We start from the raw sequence: 20113 nt of genomic DNA, 5'->3' as shown, positions 1-20113 counted from the left end.
AAGTTTCTCTCCTTTAAAGATGAATATGTTAAAATAAAAACTATCGAAATGGATGCAGCTTATTGACTAGTTGGAAGGAGAATGAATGAATGGAACAAAAAAATTTGCATGTAGCAGTGGTCGGAGCTACTGGCGCAGTGGGCCAACAAATGATTCAAACATTAGAAAAACGAAATTTCCCGATTGGTACATTAACGCTGTTATCATCGGAACGTTCGGCAGGAAAAAAAGTCATGTTTAAAGGTCAGGAAATTGAAGTGCAAGCGGCAAAACCGGAAAGCTTTGAAACAGTTGATATCGCATTGTTCAGCGCTGGTGGTGCGGTGTCAAAGGCCCTCGCTCCAGAAGCTGTGAAGCGCGGTGCTATTGTCGTCGATAATACAAGCGCATTCCGCATGGATGAGAATGTGCCGCTTGTTGTGCCGGAAGTAAATGAAGAAGATCTAAAATGGCATAATGGCATTATCGCCAATCCAAATTGCTCGACGATTCAAATGGTGGTGGCGCTTGAGCCAATCCGTCAAGCGTTTGGGCTTAAAAAAGTCATCGTCTCTACCTATCAAGCTGTTTCTGGTGCAGGAGCACAAGCGATCACGGAATTAAAGTCACAAGCGAAAGCGATTCTTGAGGGGGCCTCATTTACACCGGAAATTCTGCCTGTAAAATCAGATCGCAAGCATTATCAAATGGCATTTAACGCGATTCCGCAGATTGATAAATTTCAAGACAACGGCTTTACGTTTGAGGAAATAAAAATGATAAATGAAACGAAAAAAATCATGCATATGCCTGAACTGGAGGTAGCTGCAACATGCGTGCGTATTCCAGTGATAACAGGACACTCTGAGTCTGTTTATATCGAAGTGGAAAAAGACGCCGTCAGCGCTGAAGAGATCAAGCATGTGCTTAAAGAGGCTCCGGGTATCGTTTTGCAGGATGATCCAAGCGAGCAGTTGTATCCGATGCCGGCGGATTGCGAAGGCAAAAGCGAAGTGTTTGTCGGACGCATTCGCAAAGACTTAGACCGCGATCATGGCTTCCACTTATGGATCGTATCTGATAATTTATTAAAGGGTGCGGCGTGGAATTCCGTCCAAATTGCAGAAAGCCTCTTAAAGCTAGGACTTGTTAAATAAAGAGCGGAGAAGCATCGAGGTGTTAACATGAAAATTATTGTACAAAAGTTTGGTGGCACATCGGTTCGCGATGAACATGGGCGTGACTGGGCGCGCAAGCATATTGTAAGAGCCCTTGACGAAGGATACAAGGTAGTGGTTGTCGTGTCGGCGATGGGGCGAAAAGGAGAGCCATATGCAACCGATACGCTGCTAAGCTTAATTGATGGCAGCCATACACATGTCAATAAGCGCGAGCAGGATTTGCTGATGGCTTGCGGAGAGATCATTTCTAGCGTCGTCTTTACCAACCTGCTTAACAAGCACGGCATCAAAGCCACTGCTTTTACAGGGGCTCAGGCAGGGTTCTGTACAAATCATGATTATACAAATGCCAAAATTATTGAAATGCGTTGTGACCGCCTGTTGAAGGCTTTAGAAGAATATGATGTCGCCGTTGTTGCCGGCTTTCAAGGAGCTACCAAAGACGGCGACATAACAACGCTTGGCCGCGGCGGCAGCGATACATCAGCTGCGGCCTTAGGAGCGGCCCTTAATGCTGAATGGGTTGATATTTTTACCGATGTCGAAGGAGTGATGACAGCTGATCCACGCATCGTGGAAAACGCTCGTCCGCTTGATATTGTCACATATACAGAAATTTGCAATATGGCCTATCAAGGGGCGAAAGTCATTCACCCTCGCGCCGTGGAGATTGCCATGCAGGCGAAAGTTCCTCTGCGGGTGCGCTCAACCTATTCAGATTCTTTAGGAACGCTTGTTACATCCAGCGTAAAGCCGAATAAAGGAAGCGATGTTAGAGAGCGTCTTGTAACGGGAATCGCTCATGTTGCGAACGTGACACAAATCAAGGTGCAAGCAAAAGAAGGGCATTATGAGCTCCAGTCTGATGTGTTTAGTGCAATGGCAAACGAAGGAATTAGCGTCGATTTTATTAATATATCACCGAATGGCGTGGTATACACAGTAGCTGGTGACATGACCGATCGCGCGATTTCAGCATTGCGGAAGATTGGCTATGAACCTTCTGTAACAAGAGGGTGCGCAAAGGTGTCGACCGTTGGTGCAGGAATCGCTGGGGTGCCTGGGGTTACAGCGAAGATTGTGACCGCCCTTTCTGAAAAAGGAATTCAAATTTTGCAATCGGCTGACAGCCATACAACGATTTGGGTGTTGGTTAAGGAAGAAGATTTAAAGAAAGCCGTTAATGCGCTTCATGACGCTTTTCATCTTTCGGAAGCCGAACCGATGAAATATGATGATGAGGAGTGAAAATATTGGTTTCGTTTGGGAAAATTGTCACAGCGATGGTGACACCATTTGATCGTAAAGGAAACATTGACTTTGATAAAACGACTCAGTTGATTCAATACTTGCTTGAAAATGGCACCGATTCTCTTGTTGTGGCAGGGACGACAGGGGAATCTCCGACGCTGACAACAGAGGAGAAAGTCGCCCTATTCCGCCATGTTGTTTCTGTGGTCAATGGCCGTGTTCCCGTCATTGCAGGAACAGGAAGCAATAATACGCGCGCATCCATTGAGTTGACAAGAAAAGCTGAAGCGGTTGGTGTCGACGCCATTATGATTGTGGCTCCATATTATAATAAGCCGAATCAAGAGGGACTTTACCAGCATTTTAAAGCGATCGCGGAAAGCACGAGCCTGCCTATCATGGTATATAACATTCCAGGTCGTTCCGTTGTGAATATTTCGGTTGATACGCTTGTTCGGTTAGCAGAGATTCCAAATGTTGTGGCTCTTAAGGATGCAAGTGGCAACCTTGATGCGATGGCTGAGGTTATGGCACGTACAAAGGAAGAGTTTTTGCTGTATAGCGGTGATGATGGACTGACGCTTCCGGTGATGGCCATTGGAGGTGCTGGTGTCGTGTCTGTTGCCTCTCATGTTATTGGTCATGAAATGCAGCAAATGATTTCGGCATTCGAAGCTGGTGACCATAGCAAGGCAGCCAAGCTGCATCAAACGTTGCTTCCAATTATGAAAGGGCTATTCGCGGCGCCAAGCCCTGTTCCAGTTAAAACGGCGCTGCAGCTGAAAGGTCTGGATGTCGGTTCTGTCCGCCTGCCGCTTGTTCCATTAACAGAGCAAGAGCGGAACGAACTGATGGGCTTGCTCCAGAATATTTAATATATCTACTTAAGAAACTTCCCGTCTTTAAACAGAGTGTAGGTGGGGAAGATGCATTCAGAGTAAAGTGGCCAATTCGCTGTATGGGCGGATTGGCCGTTTTTATTCCCATGAATGGTGACGAACAAATTAGCTTGTATTTAAAATCTGCCATCAGTTATAATAATGTCAAGTGACTTTGAGCGGGTTAGTTTGACATTAGGAGGACGTGCCATTGAGGACAAAAGTAGAAAAGATACGCATATTTTCCCTTGGAGGAGTAGGAGAAATCGGGAAAAATATGTATATTATCGAATTGGATGAAGATATTTTTATGGTTGATGCAGGCTTAATGTTTCCAGAGGATGAAATGCTTGGGATTGACAAGGTCATTCCCGATATTTCCTATCTTGTTGAGCGAAAAGAGCAGATTAAGGGGATCTTTTTAACACATGGTCATGAAGAGCACATTGGCGCTATTGCCTACGTGTTGAAAAAAATTACAGCTCCTGTATATGGAACGAAATTGACGCTTGGATTAGTGGAGGAGAAGCTAAAAGAGCAAGGAATAAGCGCTAGCGCTCCATTAATCGAAATTCGTTCTGATTCCGAAATTGCTTTTGACAAAACGATCGTCACATTCTTTCGGACGATTCATAGCATTCCAGATTCTGTTGGAATTAGCTTCCATACGTCGCAAGGAGCGATCGTATATACCGGAGATTTCAAATTTGATCAAACTCCGTATGGGGCCAACCACGCCGATTTAGGGAAAATGGCGCAAATAGGCGAGAAAGGAGTTTTGTGTCTTTTATCGGACAGCACGAATGCGGAAAAGCCGGGATATACCGGATCTGATATGAGTGTTGCTGAAGCGATATCAGATGTTGTTTATAATGCAAGGGGAAGAGTGATTGCTGCCTGCTATGTGTCCAACATTACAAGAATACAGCAGGTGCTGAACGCGGCTAAAAAACACGGAAGAAAGGTAGCGATTGTTGGAAAGAACATACATAAAGTGATGGATGTAGCAGTCCGCTTAGGCTACCTGCAGCTTCCAGAAAAAACGATCATTTCTATTCATGATCTCCAACAATACGAAGATCGTGAGCTTGTCATTTTGACGACAGGCGGGCGAGGAGAGCACATGGGGGCTCTTGTGCGAATGGCGAAGCAAACACATAAGCATGTAAGCATCAAGGAAGGAGATACGGTTATTGTTGCTGCTTCGCCAATGCCGGGGCATGAGCTGCTGCACTTAAAGACAATTGATGCCTTATATCGTGCAGGAGCGCATGTGGTCTATAAAAATGTGCATGTATCCGGCCATGGGTGCCAGGAAGAGCTCAAACTGATGCTCAATTTAATGAAACCAAGCTATTTTATTCCTGTTCACGGAGAATATCGCATGCAGAAAGCTCACGCTAATCTAGCTAAAGCTGTCGGTATTTCCGAAGAACGAACATTCTTAATTGATAAAGGGGAGGTCGTTGAATTCCGTAATGGTCAAGCGCGCTTTGGCGGCAAAGTTCCGTGCGGAAACGTCTTAATCGACGGCTTAGGAATTGGGGATGTTGGCAACATTGTCTTGCGCGATCGCCGTCTTCTTTCCCAAGACGGCATTTTAATTGTCGTCGTAACATTAAGCAAAGAAGCGAAAAAAATTGTGGCTGGACCTGAAATTATCTCTCGCGGCTTCGTATATGTGAGGGAATCAGAAACGCTGCTGGATGAAGCGACAAAAATGGTAACGAATATTGTAAATAAATGCCTGCAAGATTATGTGATTGAGTGGTCTTCATTAAAAATGGGCATGCGCGAGGCGCTCAGCCAATATTTATTCGAAAAAACAAAACGCAAGCCAATGATTTTACCCATTATTATGGAAATTTAATGCAATCATGCTCAAAGTCGAATGTTGCTGCCGATGGGAGGAGAATCCTTCCATCGGCATTTTTATTTAATAGATAGAACATACTAATGGTATGATGATAAGAAAGGAGCATGCTGATGGAGAAGGAGCGATACATAGCATTTGAGTCAGAATCCGATTCAAATCGTGAAAAAAATGAACAGGTTGCGGAAAATATTCAACAGCTTGGCCAAACGAATGTACCGCAAATGACTCAGGATACCAATATACATTGTTTAACGATTGTTGGGCAGATTGAGGGGCATATCCAGCTTCCTCCGCAAAATAAAGCAACAAAATATGAGCATGTCATACCACAAATTGTAGCCATTGAGCAAAATCCAAATATCGAAGGCCTGCTTGTGGTGTTAAATACGGTTGGTGGCGATGTAGAAGCGGGGCTAGCCATTGCTGAAATGCTTGCATCACTGTCTAAGCCGACTGTTTCGATTGTTTTAGGAGGAGGACACTCCATCGGGGTGCCGATCGCTGTTTCGTGTCATTATTCATTCATCACCGAGACGGCAACGATGACGATTCATCCGATTCGCTTAACAGGGCTTGTCATTGGTGTACCACAAACATTTGAATACTTAGATAAAATGCAGGAACGAGTGGTTCGTTTTGTGACAAAGCATTCAAAAATTACCGAAGAAAAATTTAAAGAGCTTATGTTTTCCAAAGGAAACTTAACACGTGACATCGGTACAAATGTGGTGGGCCCGGACGCCGTACAATATGGATTAATTGATGAGGTAGGCGGCGTAGCTCAAGCAATGAAAAAGCTGCGCGAAATGATTGATGCGAAAAAATCAGAGGGGACGATGCTGCAATGATCTTATATACGATGATGCCGGAGCATCTCATTTTTCAAACAGAGAGCAGCGAGTACACGAAGCAAAAAGTGATTTATTATGACGGCATTCCATTTCTTGTGGAGGAAACAGAAACAAAGGAATGGCAGATTGTCCGCAATTTAAGCACAAATCCTGCTGATTTTTTGCAGCAAAAATATGCACCTGGCGCGAGATTTCCTTCGTCGTTCGAAACTTAATGAATTCTAGATCTAAGCATGATATAATAAATACAAGCGAAAAAAGCAGCCAGTCTTGGCTGCTTTTTTCGACATTTCCAGTTTTGTATCGGAGTGAGTAAATATGGCAAAACGTAAGCGTCAGCAAAAAAAACAAACAAAAAAACAAGCAAAAAACCAAACATGGAAAACAACTTTTCGTTTTGAACTGACAGGATTGCTTATGCTTGCTCTATCCGTTATTGGAATGGCGCGGCTTGGATTAGTAGGTCAGACGCTTGTATCGTTTGCCCGCTTTTTTCTTGGTGAGTGGCATATCCTCCTATTGCTCGGCTTGCTTTTAGCTTCTATCTATGTCATTTGGAAGCGTATGTGGCCTCCGCTTGTTAACCGCTGGCTGCTCGGCGTTTATACGATGGCTGCTGCTCTTTTATTGCTAAGCCATCAAACGATGTTTCATTTATTGTCTCGGCAAGGAAAGTTTCAAGATCCTAGCATTATCCGCACGACATGGGAGCTTTTTTGGCAGGAAATGAAGGGGGCATCCTCCTATCCAGATTTAGGGGGCGGGATGGTAGGTGCGCTTTTGTTCGCTGCAAGCTACCAATTGTTTGATGAGCTCGGCACAAAATGGATATGCCTGATTCTTTTCGTGGCTGGTGCGCTTTTAATTAGCGGAAAATCGCTGAATGAAACGGTCGGAAAAGTCATTGCTTGGATCGTTTCCTTTGTGCGCGAGCAATGGAACGAGTTTATCATCGATATCAAAGGCAGCTGGAAAAAAAGAACAAAAACGAGACGGAGATCGGATACGGCCAGTTCAGATACATATCAAACAAAGGAAGAAGAGAGGGAACAAGCGGCTGATGAGGAAGAGGAAATATCATTGCCCCCCATTATTTCTGATTTTAGTGCAGTAAGAGCAAATGAACAGACTGCAGATCCGATTGAGCAAGAAGAGGATGACGAGGAAGAACAGAATCCTCCTATGTCGTTTACGGAAATGGAAAATGTCGATTATCAATTGCCGCCGCTTGAGCTTCTTCGGCTTCCGAAGCCGGCAAATCAAGCAAAAGATCATGACAATATTTATGCAAATGCTCGGAAGCTTGAAAAGACTTTTCAGAGCTTTGGAGTCAAAGCGAAAGTCACGCAGGTTCATCTTGGTCCCGCTGTTACAAAGTATGAAGTATATCCTGATGTCGGTGTGAAAGTGAGCAAAATTGTCAACTTAAGCGACGACTTGGCTCTTGCCCTCGCTGCAAAGGACATTCGCATTGAAGCGCCGATTCCCGGAAAATCAGCGATCGGCATCGAGGTGCCCAATGAAGAAATAGCCACTGTTTCATTGCGGGAAGTATTGGAAGCCACCGAGAATTACAAGCCTGATGCTAAGCTTGTCATTGGCTTGGGAAGAGATATCTCAGGGGAAGCCATCGTGGCAGAGCTTAACAAAATGCCTCATCTGTTAGTCGCTGGGGCAACAGGAAGCGGAAAAAGCGTCTGTATTAACGGAATGATTACCAGTCTGTTGATGCGTGCTAAGCCGCATGAAGTCAAAATGATGATGATTGATCCGAAAATGGTGGAGCTTAGTGTATATAACGGCATCCCGCATTTATTAGCTCCCGTTGTGACAGATCCGAAAAAAGCGTCACAAGCATTAAAAAAAGTGGTGAGCGAAATGGAGCGACGATACGAGCTGTTTTCGCATACGGGAATGAGAAATATTGAGGGATATAACGAGTATATTCAGCGGTATAATCAACAATCGAGTGCCAAGCAACCGCTGCTTCCATATATCGTGGTGATTGTTGATGAGCTGGCCGATTTAATGATGGTCGCTTCATCCGATGTGGAAGACTCGATTACACGGCTTGCGCAAATGGCCCGAGCGGCTGGCATCCATTTAATTATCGCTACCCAGCGTCCTTCTGTAGATGTCATTACAGGAGTCATTAAGGCGAACATCCCATCGCGAATTGCCTTTAGTGTTTCTTCGCAAACGGATTCGCGCACGATTTTAGATATGGGAGGAGCGGAGAAGCTGCTAGGCCGAGGTGACATGCTGTTTTTGCCAATGGGAGCCGCTAAGCCGATTCGCGTACAAGGCGCTTTTGTATCAGATGAAGAAGTCGAGGCGATTGTGCAGTTTGTCGTTTCACAGCAAAAAGCGCAATATCAAGAGGAAATGATTCCGGATGACAAGGTAGAGGAAGAAGCCGATTTTGACGACGAGCTTTACGAGGAAGCGGTCCAGCTTGTTGTGGAAATGCAAAGCGCTTCTGTTTCCATGCTGCAGCGCCGCTTCCGCATCGGATACAACCGTGCTGCCAGATTGATTGATGCGATGGAAGCAAGAGGAGTTGTCGGCCCTTACGAAGGAAGTAAGCCGCGCGCTGTTCTCGTGGCAAAAGAAAACGCGAAAACATCGTAGCATAATGGATAATTCAAGCAAATCTTAAATGATTTGCTTGAATTATCATGTCATATTGAAAACGCTTACGTTAATGATATTTGCTTTTTTCGACAAAATTTTTATTCCCTATTTATTTATGAGCGAAAAAGTGTTATAGTAATGTCGATTAGGTTAATTTGTCTTACGTCAGAGGTCTGATATCTGCAAACTATTGAGTGGAGGCTTTTCGAATGTCGATTAAATCTGATAATCGCCATCTATATTTGCAAGTCATTGATCGTATCAAACAAGATATTGAAACAGGCGTTTACAAGGAAAAGCAAAAGCTCCCATCAGAGTTTGAGCTGTCGAAGCAACTCGGAGTTAGCCGAGCTACATTGCGTGAAGCGCTTCGAATTTTAGAGGAAGAAAACGTCATTATCCGCAGACACGGAGTCGGCACATTTGTGAATGCAAAGCCGATGTTCACCTCCGGCATTGAACAGCTAAGCAGTGTAACGGATATGATTAAACAAGCCGGCCGAAAACCGGGCACGATTTTTCTTTCCTCTTCTGTTCAAAGTCCGACAGAGGAAGATGTACGTCGGTTTCAATGTTCGCCTTCTGAAGAAATTTTGCTTGTGGAACGGGTACGGACAGCTGACGGTGAGCCAGTCGTGTACTGTGTTGACAAAATTCCTTGTAAATACTTGCCGAAGGGAATTTCTTACGAACACGAATCATTGTTTGAAAATTTACAAAGTCAAACGAATCATGATATTGCCTATGCTGTAGCGCATATTGAACCGGTCGGTTATCATGAAAAGGTGTCGCCAACGTTGCAATGTGATCCGGAAACAGCTTTGCTTGTTTTAAAGCAAATGCATTTTGATAAAAACGATGAACCCATTTTGTATTCCATTAACTATTTCAAATCTGATAAATTCAGCTTTCATGTGCTGCGAAAACGGGTTCATTTTTAAGGGGGTGACATTTCATACATAGAACATCGACATCTATTGGATAATATAAAGGGGTTTTAGTTACTATTTTTACTAGGGGGTAAAAGTGATGAAGAAAAAACGCATGGGTCTTGCTCTTTCTCTTGTCCTTGCGGCCGGCACGCTGCTTAGCGGCTGTGGAAACGATGAGAACGCAGGAGAAAAGAAAGACAGCTTTACAGTAGCAATGGTAACGGATGTCGGCGGAATTGACGACAAATCGTTTAACCAATCTGCTTGGGAAGGATTGCAAAAATTTGGTGAAGAAAATGGCATGAAAAAAGGCAAGGATGGTTACGATTATTTGCAATCGCAAAACGATACCGACTATGCCACAAATTTAAACAAGCTTGTTAGAAGTGACTACGATTTAATCTATGGAATTGGTTATTTAATGACAGATGCGATTACGAAAATCGCTGAGCAAAAGCCAAAAAATCATTTTGCGATCGTAGACAGCACAGTGGACAAGCCAAATGTAGCGAGCATTACCTTCAAAGAGCATGAAGGATCGTTCCTTGTAGGAGTTGTCGCTGGATTGACAACAAAAACCAATAAAATCGGTTTTGTTGGTGGTATGGAAATCCCATTAATTGAGAAGTTTGAAAGCGGATTCCTTGCAGGCGTCAAGTCTGTAAACCCAAATGCGAAGGTAGAAGTGCAATACGCTGGAGCATTTGACCAAGCGGATAAAGGAAAAGCGATCGCATCTAGCATGTATGCTTCTGGCATTGACGTCGTTTACCACGCAGCAGGCGCAACAGGTAATGGTGTCTTCTCTGAAGCAAAAGACTTAAAAACAAAAGATCCAAACCGTGAGCTTTGGGTCATCGGGGTTGACAAAGACCAGGCTCCAGAAGGTGAAGTCACAGTAGGCGGAAAAACGTACAATGTGACATTGACATCGATGGTTAAGCGCGTTGATGTTGCGGTATACGATGTAGCGAAAAAAGCGAAAGAAGGCCAATTCCCAGGCGGCAAAACGCTTGAGTATGGTTTGCCTGAAAATGGAGTAGGAATCGCGCCAACTCAAGATAACATCAAGCCGGAAGTGTTAAAGGCCGTTGATGAATGGAAGCAAAAAATCATTAATGGCGAAGTTAAAGTGCCGTCTACTCGCGACGAATACAAAAAATTTGAAGCAAGCTTAAAATAAGAGGTTAAATTGAATAAAAAGGCTAGTGCTTACTAGCCTTTTTATTCGCCCAAAATCATTAAATAAAAAGTTACAAACAAAAATTTGTAGCTTTTTATTTAATGATTTTAACATGCTCATTTAAGAGGAGTGAATTTGTTTGGAATACGTAATTGAAATGTTAAATATCCGAAAGGTATTTGGAAACTTCGTCGCTAACGACAATATTACTCTCCAATTAAAAAAAGGCGAAATCCATGCTTTGCTTGGAGAGAACGGCGCTGGAAAATCGACGCTGATGAACGTGCTGTTTGGGCTGTATCAGCCAGACGGCGGAGAAATCCGAGTAAAGGGGCAATCTGTTAAAATCGCGAATCCAAATGTCGCTAACGATCTTGGCATCGGAATGGTGCATCAGCATTTTATGCTTGTCGATACATTTACGGTAACAGAAAATATTATTCTAGGAAGCGAACCGACAAAGGGTGGAAAAATTGATATCAAGCATGCGGAGCAGCAAGTGCGCGAGCTGTCGGAGCGCTATGGATTAGCGGTTGATCCAACGGCGAAAATCGCTGATATTTCTGTCGGAATGCAGCAGCGCGTAGAAATTTTAAAAACGTTATATCGCGGTGCGGAAATTCTTATTTTTGACGAACCGACTGCTGTTTTAACACCGCAGGAAATTCAAGAGCTCATTCAAATTATGAAAGCACTCGTCCGCGAAGGGAAATCGATTATTTTAATCACGCACAAATTAAAAGAAATTATGGAAGTATGCGATCGCGTGACGGTCATTCGCCGCGGAAAAGGCATTGATACACTCAATGTTGCCGATACGAATCCAAATGAACTCGCCGCGCTGATGGTAGGCCGTGAAGTGCAGTTTAAAACCGATAAAAAACCGGCACAGCCTAGCAAAGAAGTGCTAGAAATCAAGGATCTCGTCGTAAAAGATGCTCGGGGAGTCACCGTCGTTGACCATTTGAATTTAACTGTTCGTGCGGGGGAAATTGTCGGCATTGCCGGAGTGGATGGCAATGGACAAACCGAGCTTATCGAAGCCATTACAGGTCTTCTGAAAGCGGAATCCGGATCCATTCTTTTAAATGGACAAGATATCTTCAATCTTTCCCCGCGTAAAATTACAGAAGCTGGGGTAGGACATATTCCACAAGACCGGCATAAGCATGGGCTCGTTCTTGATTTTCCGATTGGCGAAAATATGGTATTGCAAACCTATTACAAAAAGCCGTATTCCAAGAATGGTGTCTTAAACTTTAAGGCGATTTATGACAAAGCACGCCAATTGATTGCCGAGTTCGATGTGCGTACACCAGACGAATATACGCCAGCTCGCGCTTTATCTGGCGGTAACCAGCAAAAGGCTATCATCGGCCGCGAAGTGGATCGCAATCCGGAGCTGTTGATTGCTGCACAACCAACACGCGGACTGGATGTCGGAGCGATTGAGTTTATTCATAAACGCTTGATTGAGCAACGGGATCAAGGGAAAGCGGTGCTGCTTGTTTCTTTTGAATTAGATGAAGTCATGAATGTCAGTGATCGCATTGCTGTGATTTACGAAGGAAAAATCGTTGCCATTGTCGATCCGAAGGAAACGACAGAGCAAGAGCTCGGTTTGCTAATGGCAGGCAGTAAACAGAAGGAAGCAGGTGTTTCTTCATGAATTCAAGTCGTCTAACGAAATTTCTTATTCCAGTATTTGCTGTATTGCTTGGAGTGATCGCCGGATCCATTGTCATGCTTGTAAGCGGGTATAATCCTATTGCGGGATATTCAGCCCTTTTATATGGATCGTTTGGCGACAGCTATTATATTGGGGAAACGATTCGTCAAACCACCCCTTATATCCTTGCAGGTTTAGCGGTAGCCTTTGCTTTCCGCACAGGACTTTTTAATATTGGAGTAGAGGGACAACTGATTGTTGGCTGGCTTGCTTCAGTATGGGTAGGGGTTTCGCTCGATTTGCCAAAAGTGATTCATTTACCGCTGGCAATTTTGGCAGCGGCAGCGGCGGGAGCGCTATGGGCGTTCATCCCCGGGTTTTTAAAGGCGCGTTTTAAAGTGCATGAAGTCATTATCACGATTATGATGAACTATATCGCTTTGCATGTAACGAATGCCATTATTCGTTCTGTGCTTTCTGATAAAGGATTTAAATCAGAGACCGTTCATCCATCGGCATCATTGCAATCAGAATTTCTTCAATCCATTACTGATTATTCAACGTTGCACTATGGAATTATTATTTCCTTAATCGGTGCAATTATCATGTGGTTTTTGCTTGAAAAAACAGCAAAAGGATATGAATTGCGTGCTGTCGGCTTTAACCAGCATGCTTCTCAATACGCAGGAATGAATGTTCCGCGCAACATTATTTTATCAATGGTCATTTCCGGTGCGTTTGCCGGAGTTGCTGGAGCGATGGAAGGGCTCGGCACGTTCGGAAATATCTCTGTAAAAGCAGGCTTTACCGGCATCGGTTTCGATGGGATCGCGGTTGCGTTAATTGGAAGCAATAACGCGTTCGGAATTATTTTATCTGCGCTTTTATTTGGGGCACTGAAGGTAGGAGCGCTCGAAATGCCGTCAAGTGCGGATGTACCTACAGAGCTTGTCGATATTGTCATCGCGTTAATTATTTTCTTCGTAGCATCTAGCTATCTTATTCGTCTATTATTATCTCGTTTTAAAAAGGAGGGAAAATAAGTGGGCGTTTACGAAATGTTACAAATTATTATTCCTTCGGCGCTTTTCTTTGCCGCTCCACTTATTTTCACTGCGCTTGGCGGTGTATTCAGCGAACGTTCCGGTGTTGTTAATATCGGATTGGAAGGCTTGATGGTAATTGGAGCATTTACGGGGATTGTCTTCAACTTGACCTTTGCCGATTCGTTCGGCGAGCTTACTCCTTGGCTGGCGCTTATTGTAGCGATGATTGTGGGTGCCATCTTTTCGTTGCTTCACGCTGTCGCATCCATTACGTTTCGTGCTGACCAAGTCGTGAGCGGTGTGGCGATTAACTTTTTGGCAGTGGGCTTATCTCTGTTTTTAGTAAAAAAAATATACGGGAAAGGTCAAACCGACCAAATTCAAGTGGGATTTGATAAAATTGATATTCCCGTGTTAAGCCATATTCCGATTATTGGCCCGTTATTTTTCTCAAACGGATATATTCCGTCCTATATCGCAATCGTCCTCGCTTTTGTTGTCTGGTATATTTTATTTAAAACACCGTTTGGCCTTCGCCTTCGCTCTGTCGGCGAACATCCAATGGCAGCAGATACAATGGGAATCAACGTCGCGAAAATGCGTTATATTGCCGTCATGATCAGCGGTGCGCTCGGCGGACTTGGCGGTGCCGTCTATGCGACAATTATTTCCCGTGATTTTAGCCATGCCACCATTTCTGGACACGGTTTTATGGCGCTTGCCGCGATGATTTTTGGTAAGTGGCATCCGCTTGGTGCGATGGGGGCTGCGTTGTTTTTCGGCTTGGCCCAAAGCTTAAGTATTGTGGGACAAACCATCCCGTTCTTAAAGAACGTGCCAACGGTTTATTTGCTCATTGCCCCATATGTATTAACTATTTTAGCTTTAACGGGATTTATCGGCCGCGCCGATGCTCCAAAAGCGCTCGGCACACCGTATGTAAAAGGGAAGCGATAATCCTATTTAGAAGAACTCGATGGATTCGATCGAGTTCTTTTTTTGTTTGTTATTTGCATTTTATTTTGGCAAAAATGTATATTGGTGATAAGGAAAAATAAGCTAGAATGATTCGCAAAAAATACAAATGAAGAGGAGGAGTTTTTTTGATCCGTGAAAATACGATCACTACTCAAGGCTTCCGCACGCATTTCGTTCAAACGGATAAATATAAAACAAGCACGCTCGTTTGGAAGATGAAAGCCCCTTTATCTAAAGAAACGGTAACATTGCGCGCTCTTTTGCCATATGTGCTGCAAAGCGGCACAAAGACGCATCCAAGCATGAAAACGCTTAGAACTTATTTAGATGAGCTATATGGAGCCATGCTCAATGTCGATTTGACAAAAAAAGGAGAATTTCATATTATCACGATCCGGCTCGATGTGGCGAATGAAAAATTTTTAAAAGACGCCTCTCCTCTCTTGAATAAGGCGATTCAACTTTTAAGTGAAATCATCCTGCACCCAGCGTTAGAAAATGGGCGCTTTGTTTCGCAGATTGTTGAACAAGAGAAACGGGCGTTAAAGCAGCGGATTCAATCTGCCTATGATGATAAAATGCGCTATGCCAATTTGCGGCTAGTGGAGGAAATGTGCAAAAATGAACCGTATGCGTTGCCGTCTCATGGCCAACTCGAAGATGTGGAGGCCATTACGCCAGACACATTATTTACTTATTACAAAAAGGCGTTACAAGAAGATGAGGTAGACCTATACATTATCGGGGACATTGAGGAAACCAGTGCGCTTGAAGCGGTTCAACAGCATCTTCAGCTTCCTGGACAGCTTCCGAGAACAGCCGAGAAACCGCATGTCGAGCCGAAAAAAGTGGCAAATGTCCATGAAGTTGTAGAAAAGCAGGATATCAAGCAAGGAAAACTGAACATCGGCTATCGGACCCAGATTACGTATGACGATGATGACTATTATGCCTTACAGGTATTTAACGGCATATTCGGGGGGTTTTCGCACTCCAAGCTCTTTATTAATGTTCGCGAAAAAGCGAGTCTTGCTTATTATGCTGCTTCTCGGTTGGAGAGTCATAAAGGGCTTTTGATGGTGATGTCAGGAATTGAGCCAGCCAATTATGAAAAAGCGATGCAAATCATTCATGAGCAAATGAACGCGATGAAGCAAGGGGAATTTAGCGACAACGAAATCGAGCAAACAAAGGCGGTCATTCGCAACCAGCTGCTTGAGACGCTTGATACGCCAAGAGGGATGGTAGAAGTGCTCTATCATAACGTGGTTTCAGAACGAAAACGGCCTATTGACGAGTGGCTTTCTGGAACCGAAAAGGTACAGCGCGAAGATATCGTTCGTGTTGCTAATCAGATTGAGCTTGATACGATTTACTTCCTTACCGGAATGGAGGGGGAAAAGTAATGGAAAAGATTGTGTATGAACAGCTACAGGAGCAGCTTTATTATGAAAAAATGCCCAATGGCTTAGATGTATACATTTTACCAAAAAAATCCTTTAATAAAACATACGCAACATTTACGACTAAATATGGATCAGTGGATAATCAATTCGTCCCGCTTGGCACAACAGAGATGAAGCGCGTGCCGGACGGGATCGCCCACTTTCTTGAGCATAAGCTGTTTGAGAAGGAAGACGGCGATGTGTTTCAGCAATTCAGTAAACAAGGGGCTTCAGCCAATGCGTTTACATCGTTTACCAGAACCGCTTATTTATTTTCAAGCACGGCAAATGTTGAGAAAAATTTAGAAACGCTGATGGATTTCGTTCAAACTCCTTATTTTTCTGAGCAAACGGTTGAAAAAGAAAAAGGAATTATCGGCCAAGAAATTCGCATGTATGACGATAACCCGGATTGGCGTGTCTATTTTGGATTGATTGAAAGCATGTACCAGCAGCATCCGGTCAAAATCGATATTGCTGGAACAGTGGAATCAATCGCTGATATCACAAAAGACTTGTTATATGAGTGCTATGAAACATTTTATCATCCAAGCAACATGCTGCTGTTTATTGCCGGACCAGTCGATGAGAAAGCGATGATGGAGCAAATTCGCCGTAATCAAGCAAAAAAATCATTTCCAAAAGCATCTGAAATTCAACGATTTCACTATCAAGAGCCAGAGGAAGTGGCCAAGGAAAAGCATGTGCTTCCAATGCATGTTCAAACGAGTAAATGCTTGGTCGGCATTAAGGCAAAAGCCGTCAAGCAAAAAGGGAAGGAAAAATTAAAACATGAGCTAGCGATGAATGTCCTGCTTGATTATTTATTCGGAAAAAGCTCACAGCATTATGAGCGATTATACCAGCAAGGGTTAATTGATGAAACGTTTGCTTACGACTATACGGAGGAAGAACAGTTCGGTTTTGCCGTTATTGGCGGTGATACAAATGATCCTGAGAAATTAGCTACGGAAATTAAGCAGGTGATTTTAACATTTCAGGACTCGCCGTTAGCGCAAGAGGATTTAGAACGGGTGAAAAAGAAAAAGATCGGCGCGTTTTTACGCTCTTTGAACTCTCCAGAATATATCGCCAACCAATTTACGCGATATGCCTTTCATGAGATGAGTCTATTTGAAGTCGTGCCGGTACTGGAATCATTGACGATTCATGATATAATGAAAGTCGCTAACGAATGCTTTCATCAGAAGCAGTTGGCGGTTTGCCAGGTTGTTCCGAAAGAATAAAGCAAAAAAGCATCCTTTTGCACAAAAGGATGCTTTTTTAGGGGGATCTTGATGAAATATGCACTTATTACGGGAGCGAGCGGTGGCATTGGCGCGAGTATTGCTCAAGAATTAGCTGCTAAAGGGTACGGGCTTTTTTTGCATTATCACCGACATTATGAAAACGTTCAAGCCCTGCAACAGCAGTTGTCTAACGTTTATACTGCTGCGGTGCAAGCAGATCTTTCTCGGCAGGATGGCGTGCAGACGCTACTTGCTCAAATTGACCGCCCGCTCGATGTTATGATCCATAATTGCGGTATCAGCTACTACGGGCTAATAACGGATATGAGTGATGAGCTTGTACAAAGAATGGTACAGCTTCATGTGACAAGCCCTGTTCTATTAACGAAAAAATTGCTTCCGCCGATGATTAAGAAAAAACATGGAAATATTATTATCATTTCATCCATATGGGGATTGACAGGTGCTTCGTGTGAAGTGGTTTATTCAATGGTTAAGGGGGGACAGAACGCGTTTGTTAAAGCGCTGGCAAAAGAATTGGCGCCAAGCGGCATTCGCGTAAATGCTGTTGCTCCAGGGGCGATTCGTACAGACATGCTTGAGCCATTTAGCGAAACAGAGATAAAGGAATTAGAAGAGGAAATTCCGCTTGGAAGAATTGGAATGCCAAGTGAAGTAGCGAAAACCGTTTCTTTTTTACTCTCGGAAGACGCCTCCTATATTACAGGGCAAGTGATTAGTGTAAATGGAGGATGGTATTGCTAACACGTAAGTATATTTTTACGTCAAATAGATAAACTATTGGTGAAACTGAATAGGAGGAGGAAACAAACATGTCTGTACTCGATAACTTCGAACAATGGAAAGATTTCTTAGGCGAACGCCTTGAGCAAGCAAAGCATCAAGGACTTGGTCAAGAAGTGATTTCGGATGTTGCTTATCAGATTGGCGATTATTTAGCGAAGCAAATCGATCCGAAAAATCCTGAAGAGCGCCTTCTTTCCGATTTATGGAGCGTAGCTGATGAGCAAGAACAGCATGCGATTGCTAATATGATGGTGAAATTAGTACAGAGACACTAAGAGAGGGCTTTCCTCTCTTTTTTCATGAATAAATGAAATGGTTGTATTTGATTTCCTTTTCTATTGCGTTTCATATTGATATTATAGTAGTATGAATTTATCACATCATACATGTGTCTCCTTAAGCGCGAGGGGAGGAAATGCGATGGAAAAACAAGAATGGTATTTAGAATATGAAATTCATATTAATCGTCCGGGGCTGCTAGGAGACATCGCATCTCTTTTAGGAATGCTGTCCATTAATATCGTTACAATTAATGGTGTTGATGATTCACGGCGCGGCATGCTTCTTCGCTGTCGGAATAACGAGCAAATTGAGCGGCTTTCCTCTATTTTGCGGACGATGGACAATATCACGATTATTAAGCTGCGGCAGCCAAGGCTGCTTGATCGTCTAGCGGTAAGGCATGGGCGCTATATCCAACGCGATGTAGATGACAAAAAGACGTTTCGGTTTGTGCGTAATGAGCTTGGCTTGCTTGTTGATTTTATGGCTGAAATTTTTAAGGAAAAAGGCCATAAGCTGATTGGTATTCGCGGCATGCCGCGCGTTGGAAAAACAGAGTCGATTGTTGCGGCGAGCGTGTGCGCCAATAAGCGGTGGCTGTTCGTGTCATCAACATTGATTAAGCAAACGGTTCGCAGCCAGCTTATTGAAGATGAATACAGTGAAAACAACATTTTTATCATGGATGGCATCGTATCGACCCGCCGAGCTAATGAGCGGCATTGGCAGCTTATACGCGAGCTGATGCGGCTGGAAGCGACAAAGGTTGTTGAGCATCCAGATATTTTTGTTCGCCATACGGAGTATTCGCTTGATGATTTTGACTATATTATTGAATTGCGGAATGATCCATCCGAGGAGATTACATACGATGTTGTGGATCAGCAGACGCTGTTTTCCCACGACGGTTTTTCTGAATTTGATTTTTAAGAAAAAGGTGGAAGGTGTTATCGTTGACGGAATTAGGTAAACGATTAAAAGAGGCGAGAGAAGCGAAAAAAATTAGTTTAGACGAATTACAGGACATCACGAAAATCCAAAAACGTTACTTACTTGGCATTGAAGAAGGAAACTATGCGATTATGCCAGGCAATTTTTATGTTCGGGCATTTATTAAGCAATATGCTGAGGCAGTAGGGCTGGATCCCGAGGAGCTTTTTCATGAATACGAGCATGAAATCCCTTCGTCGCAGCAGGAAGAATTTTCAGAGCAGCTTTCTCGCGTAAAAAGCAGGCAGCAGGTTTCGATGAAGCATGACAAGTGGCTGTCCATGCTTCCAAAACTGCTTATCGCGGCTGTTATTGTGGCAGTGGCAGTCGTGCTGTGGATTTTCTTGCAGCGCGGCGGTCAAAAAGCAGAACAGCAGCAACCAATGACCAGCGAAGCGACAGAAGTCGAACGTCCTAAAAATTCACCGCTGGAAAAAGCAGTGGAAAAAGAAAAGAAAAGCAGCAAAGCTGCAAAAGAAAAGACACAGAAAGAAGCAGACAAGGATGATTCGAACGAATCCACTTCTGCTCCTATTTTCCATGTGATAGAAAAGACGGGGAATACGTCTACCATCGAGGTGACCGCCAACGAGCTAAAGCTTGAGCTCACATCGAAGGGAGCTTCTTGGATCGGAGTATTCAACGGAAAGGGCCACAGCTTTTTCCAAGGGAACTTGACAAATGGACAAACCCAAACGTTTGATCTAACGTCGGAATCGGAGGTTTTAGTAAAAATCGGTCGGACATTAGATGTAGACATGAAGGTGAACGGACAATCGGTGACTTATCCGATTGATCCGAAAGAAGAGGTATACCAAAAAATTAAACTGATATTGAAAAAGCCTGAGTCATCTATGTCGTAGATGGCTTTTGCATGTTCA

18 protein-coding genes are annotated in these 20113 nt (G+C 43.7%); all 18 read left to right on the top strand.

What is annotated here, in order from left to right:
• Nucleotides 1–89: 89 nt before the first annotated feature.
• Complete coding sequence (gene asd / locus GFC28_RS05710; protein ID WP_044746089.1) at nt 90–1136, top strand: aspartate-semialdehyde dehydrogenase; 1047 nt, start codon at nt 90–92, stop codon at nt 1134–1136.
• A 27-nt stretch (nt 1137–1163) separates the two neighbouring features.
• The gene (gene dapG, locus GFC28_RS05705) at nt 1164–2408 is read left to right on the top strand and encodes an aspartate kinase (protein ID WP_044746088.1); all 1245 of its coding nucleotides are present in this window, start codon (nt 1164–1166) and stop codon (nt 2406–2408) included.
• Nucleotides 2409–2413: 5 nt separating this feature from the next.
• A complete protein-coding gene (gene dapA, locus GFC28_RS05700) occupies nt 2414–3286 on the top strand; it encodes a 4-hydroxy-tetrahydrodipicolinate synthase (RefSeq protein ID WP_044746087.1) in 873 nt (290 codons plus the stop codon).
• A gap of 208 nt (nt 3287–3494) precedes the next feature.
• Entirely contained in the window at nt 3495–5159 is a 1665-nt protein-coding gene (locus GFC28_RS05695) for a ribonuclease J (RefSeq protein WP_369818738.1), read from the top strand.
• 116 nt (nt 5160–5275) lie between these two features.
• Complete coding sequence (locus tag GFC28_RS05690) at nt 5276–6013, top strand: ClpP family protease (protein ID WP_044746085.1); 738 nt, start codon at nt 5276–5278, stop codon at nt 6011–6013.
• Entirely contained in the window at nt 6010–6231 is a 222-nt protein-coding gene (locus tag GFC28_RS05685) for a YlzJ-like family protein (protein WP_044746084.1), read from the top strand. Before GFC28_RS05690 ends, GFC28_RS05685 begins: the two co-directional genes overlap by 4 nt.
• A gap of 103 nt (nt 6232–6334) precedes the next feature.
• Nucleotides 6335–8647 carry a DNA translocase FtsK gene (locus GFC28_RS05680; RefSeq protein ID WP_044746083.1) on the top strand — a complete coding sequence of 771 codons (2313 nt, stop codon included), beginning with the start codon at nt 6335–6337 and terminating at the stop codon, nt 8645–8647.
• Nucleotides 8648–8859: 212 nt separating this feature from the next.
• Nucleotides 8860–9591, top strand: a complete 732-nt coding sequence (locus tag GFC28_RS05675) for a GntR family transcriptional regulator (protein WP_044746082.1) — start codon at nt 8860–8862, stop codon at nt 9589–9591.
• 88 nt (nt 9592–9679) lie between these two features.
• A complete protein-coding gene (locus tag GFC28_RS05670) occupies nt 9680–10765 on the top strand; it encodes a BMP family lipoprotein (RefSeq protein WP_044746081.1) in 1086 nt (361 codons plus the stop codon).
• Between the two features lie 139 nt (nt 10766–10904).
• Complete coding sequence (locus GFC28_RS05665) at nt 10905–12434, top strand: ABC transporter ATP-binding protein (RefSeq protein WP_044746080.1); 1530 nt, start codon at nt 10905–10907, stop codon at nt 12432–12434.
• Entirely contained in the window at nt 12431–13477 is a 1047-nt protein-coding gene (locus GFC28_RS05660; RefSeq protein WP_044746079.1) for an ABC transporter permease, read from the top strand. Before GFC28_RS05665 ends, GFC28_RS05660 begins: the two co-directional genes overlap by 4 nt.
• Nucleotides 13478–14437 carry an ABC transporter permease gene (locus GFC28_RS05655; RefSeq protein ID WP_044746078.1) on the top strand — a complete coding sequence of 320 codons (960 nt, stop codon included), beginning with the start codon at nt 13478–13480 and terminating at the stop codon, nt 14435–14437. It abuts the gene before it with no gap.
• Between the two features lie 146 nt (nt 14438–14583).
• A complete protein-coding gene (yfmF, locus tag GFC28_RS05650; protein ID WP_044746077.1) occupies nt 14584–15864 on the top strand; it encodes an EF-P 5-aminopentanol modification-associated protein YfmF in 1281 nt (426 codons plus the stop codon).
• Complete coding sequence (gene yfmH / locus GFC28_RS05645) at nt 15864–17150, top strand: EF-P 5-aminopentanol modification-associated protein YfmH (RefSeq protein WP_044746076.1); 1287 nt, start codon at nt 15864–15866, stop codon at nt 17148–17150. The genes yfmF and yfmH overlap by 1 nt, the downstream gene beginning before the upstream one ends.
• A 51-nt stretch (nt 17151–17201) precedes the next feature.
• A complete protein-coding gene (gene ymfI, locus GFC28_RS05640) occupies nt 17202–17918 on the top strand; it encodes an elongation factor P 5-aminopentanone reductase (protein ID WP_044746075.1) in 717 nt (238 codons plus the stop codon).
• A 68-nt stretch (nt 17919–17986) separates the two neighbouring features.
• A complete protein-coding gene (locus GFC28_RS05635; RefSeq protein WP_044746074.1) occupies nt 17987–18235 on the top strand; it encodes a DUF3243 domain-containing protein in 249 nt (82 codons plus the stop codon).
• 145 nt (nt 18236–18380) lie between these two features.
• Nucleotides 18381–19172 (top strand): DUF3388 domain-containing protein, encoded by a 792-nt coding sequence (locus tag GFC28_RS05630; protein WP_044746073.1) that lies wholly within the window; start codon nt 18381–18383, stop codon nt 19170–19172.
• Between the two features lie 23 nt (nt 19173–19195).
• Nucleotides 19196–20095: a helix-turn-helix domain-containing protein gene (locus GFC28_RS05625; RefSeq protein ID WP_044746200.1), complete on the top strand. Its 900-nt coding sequence runs from the start codon at nt 19196–19198 to the stop codon at nt 20093–20095.
• Nucleotides 20096–20113: the final 18 nt, after the last annotated feature.

The organism is Anoxybacillus sp. B2M1, assembly GCF_001634265.1.
Lineage (GTDB): Bacteria > Bacillota > Bacilli > Bacillales > Anoxybacillaceae > Anoxybacteroides > Anoxybacteroides rupiense.
The sequence above is the reverse complement of the archived record's forward strand: the minus strand, read 5'-3'. Positions and strand labels throughout refer to the sequence as shown.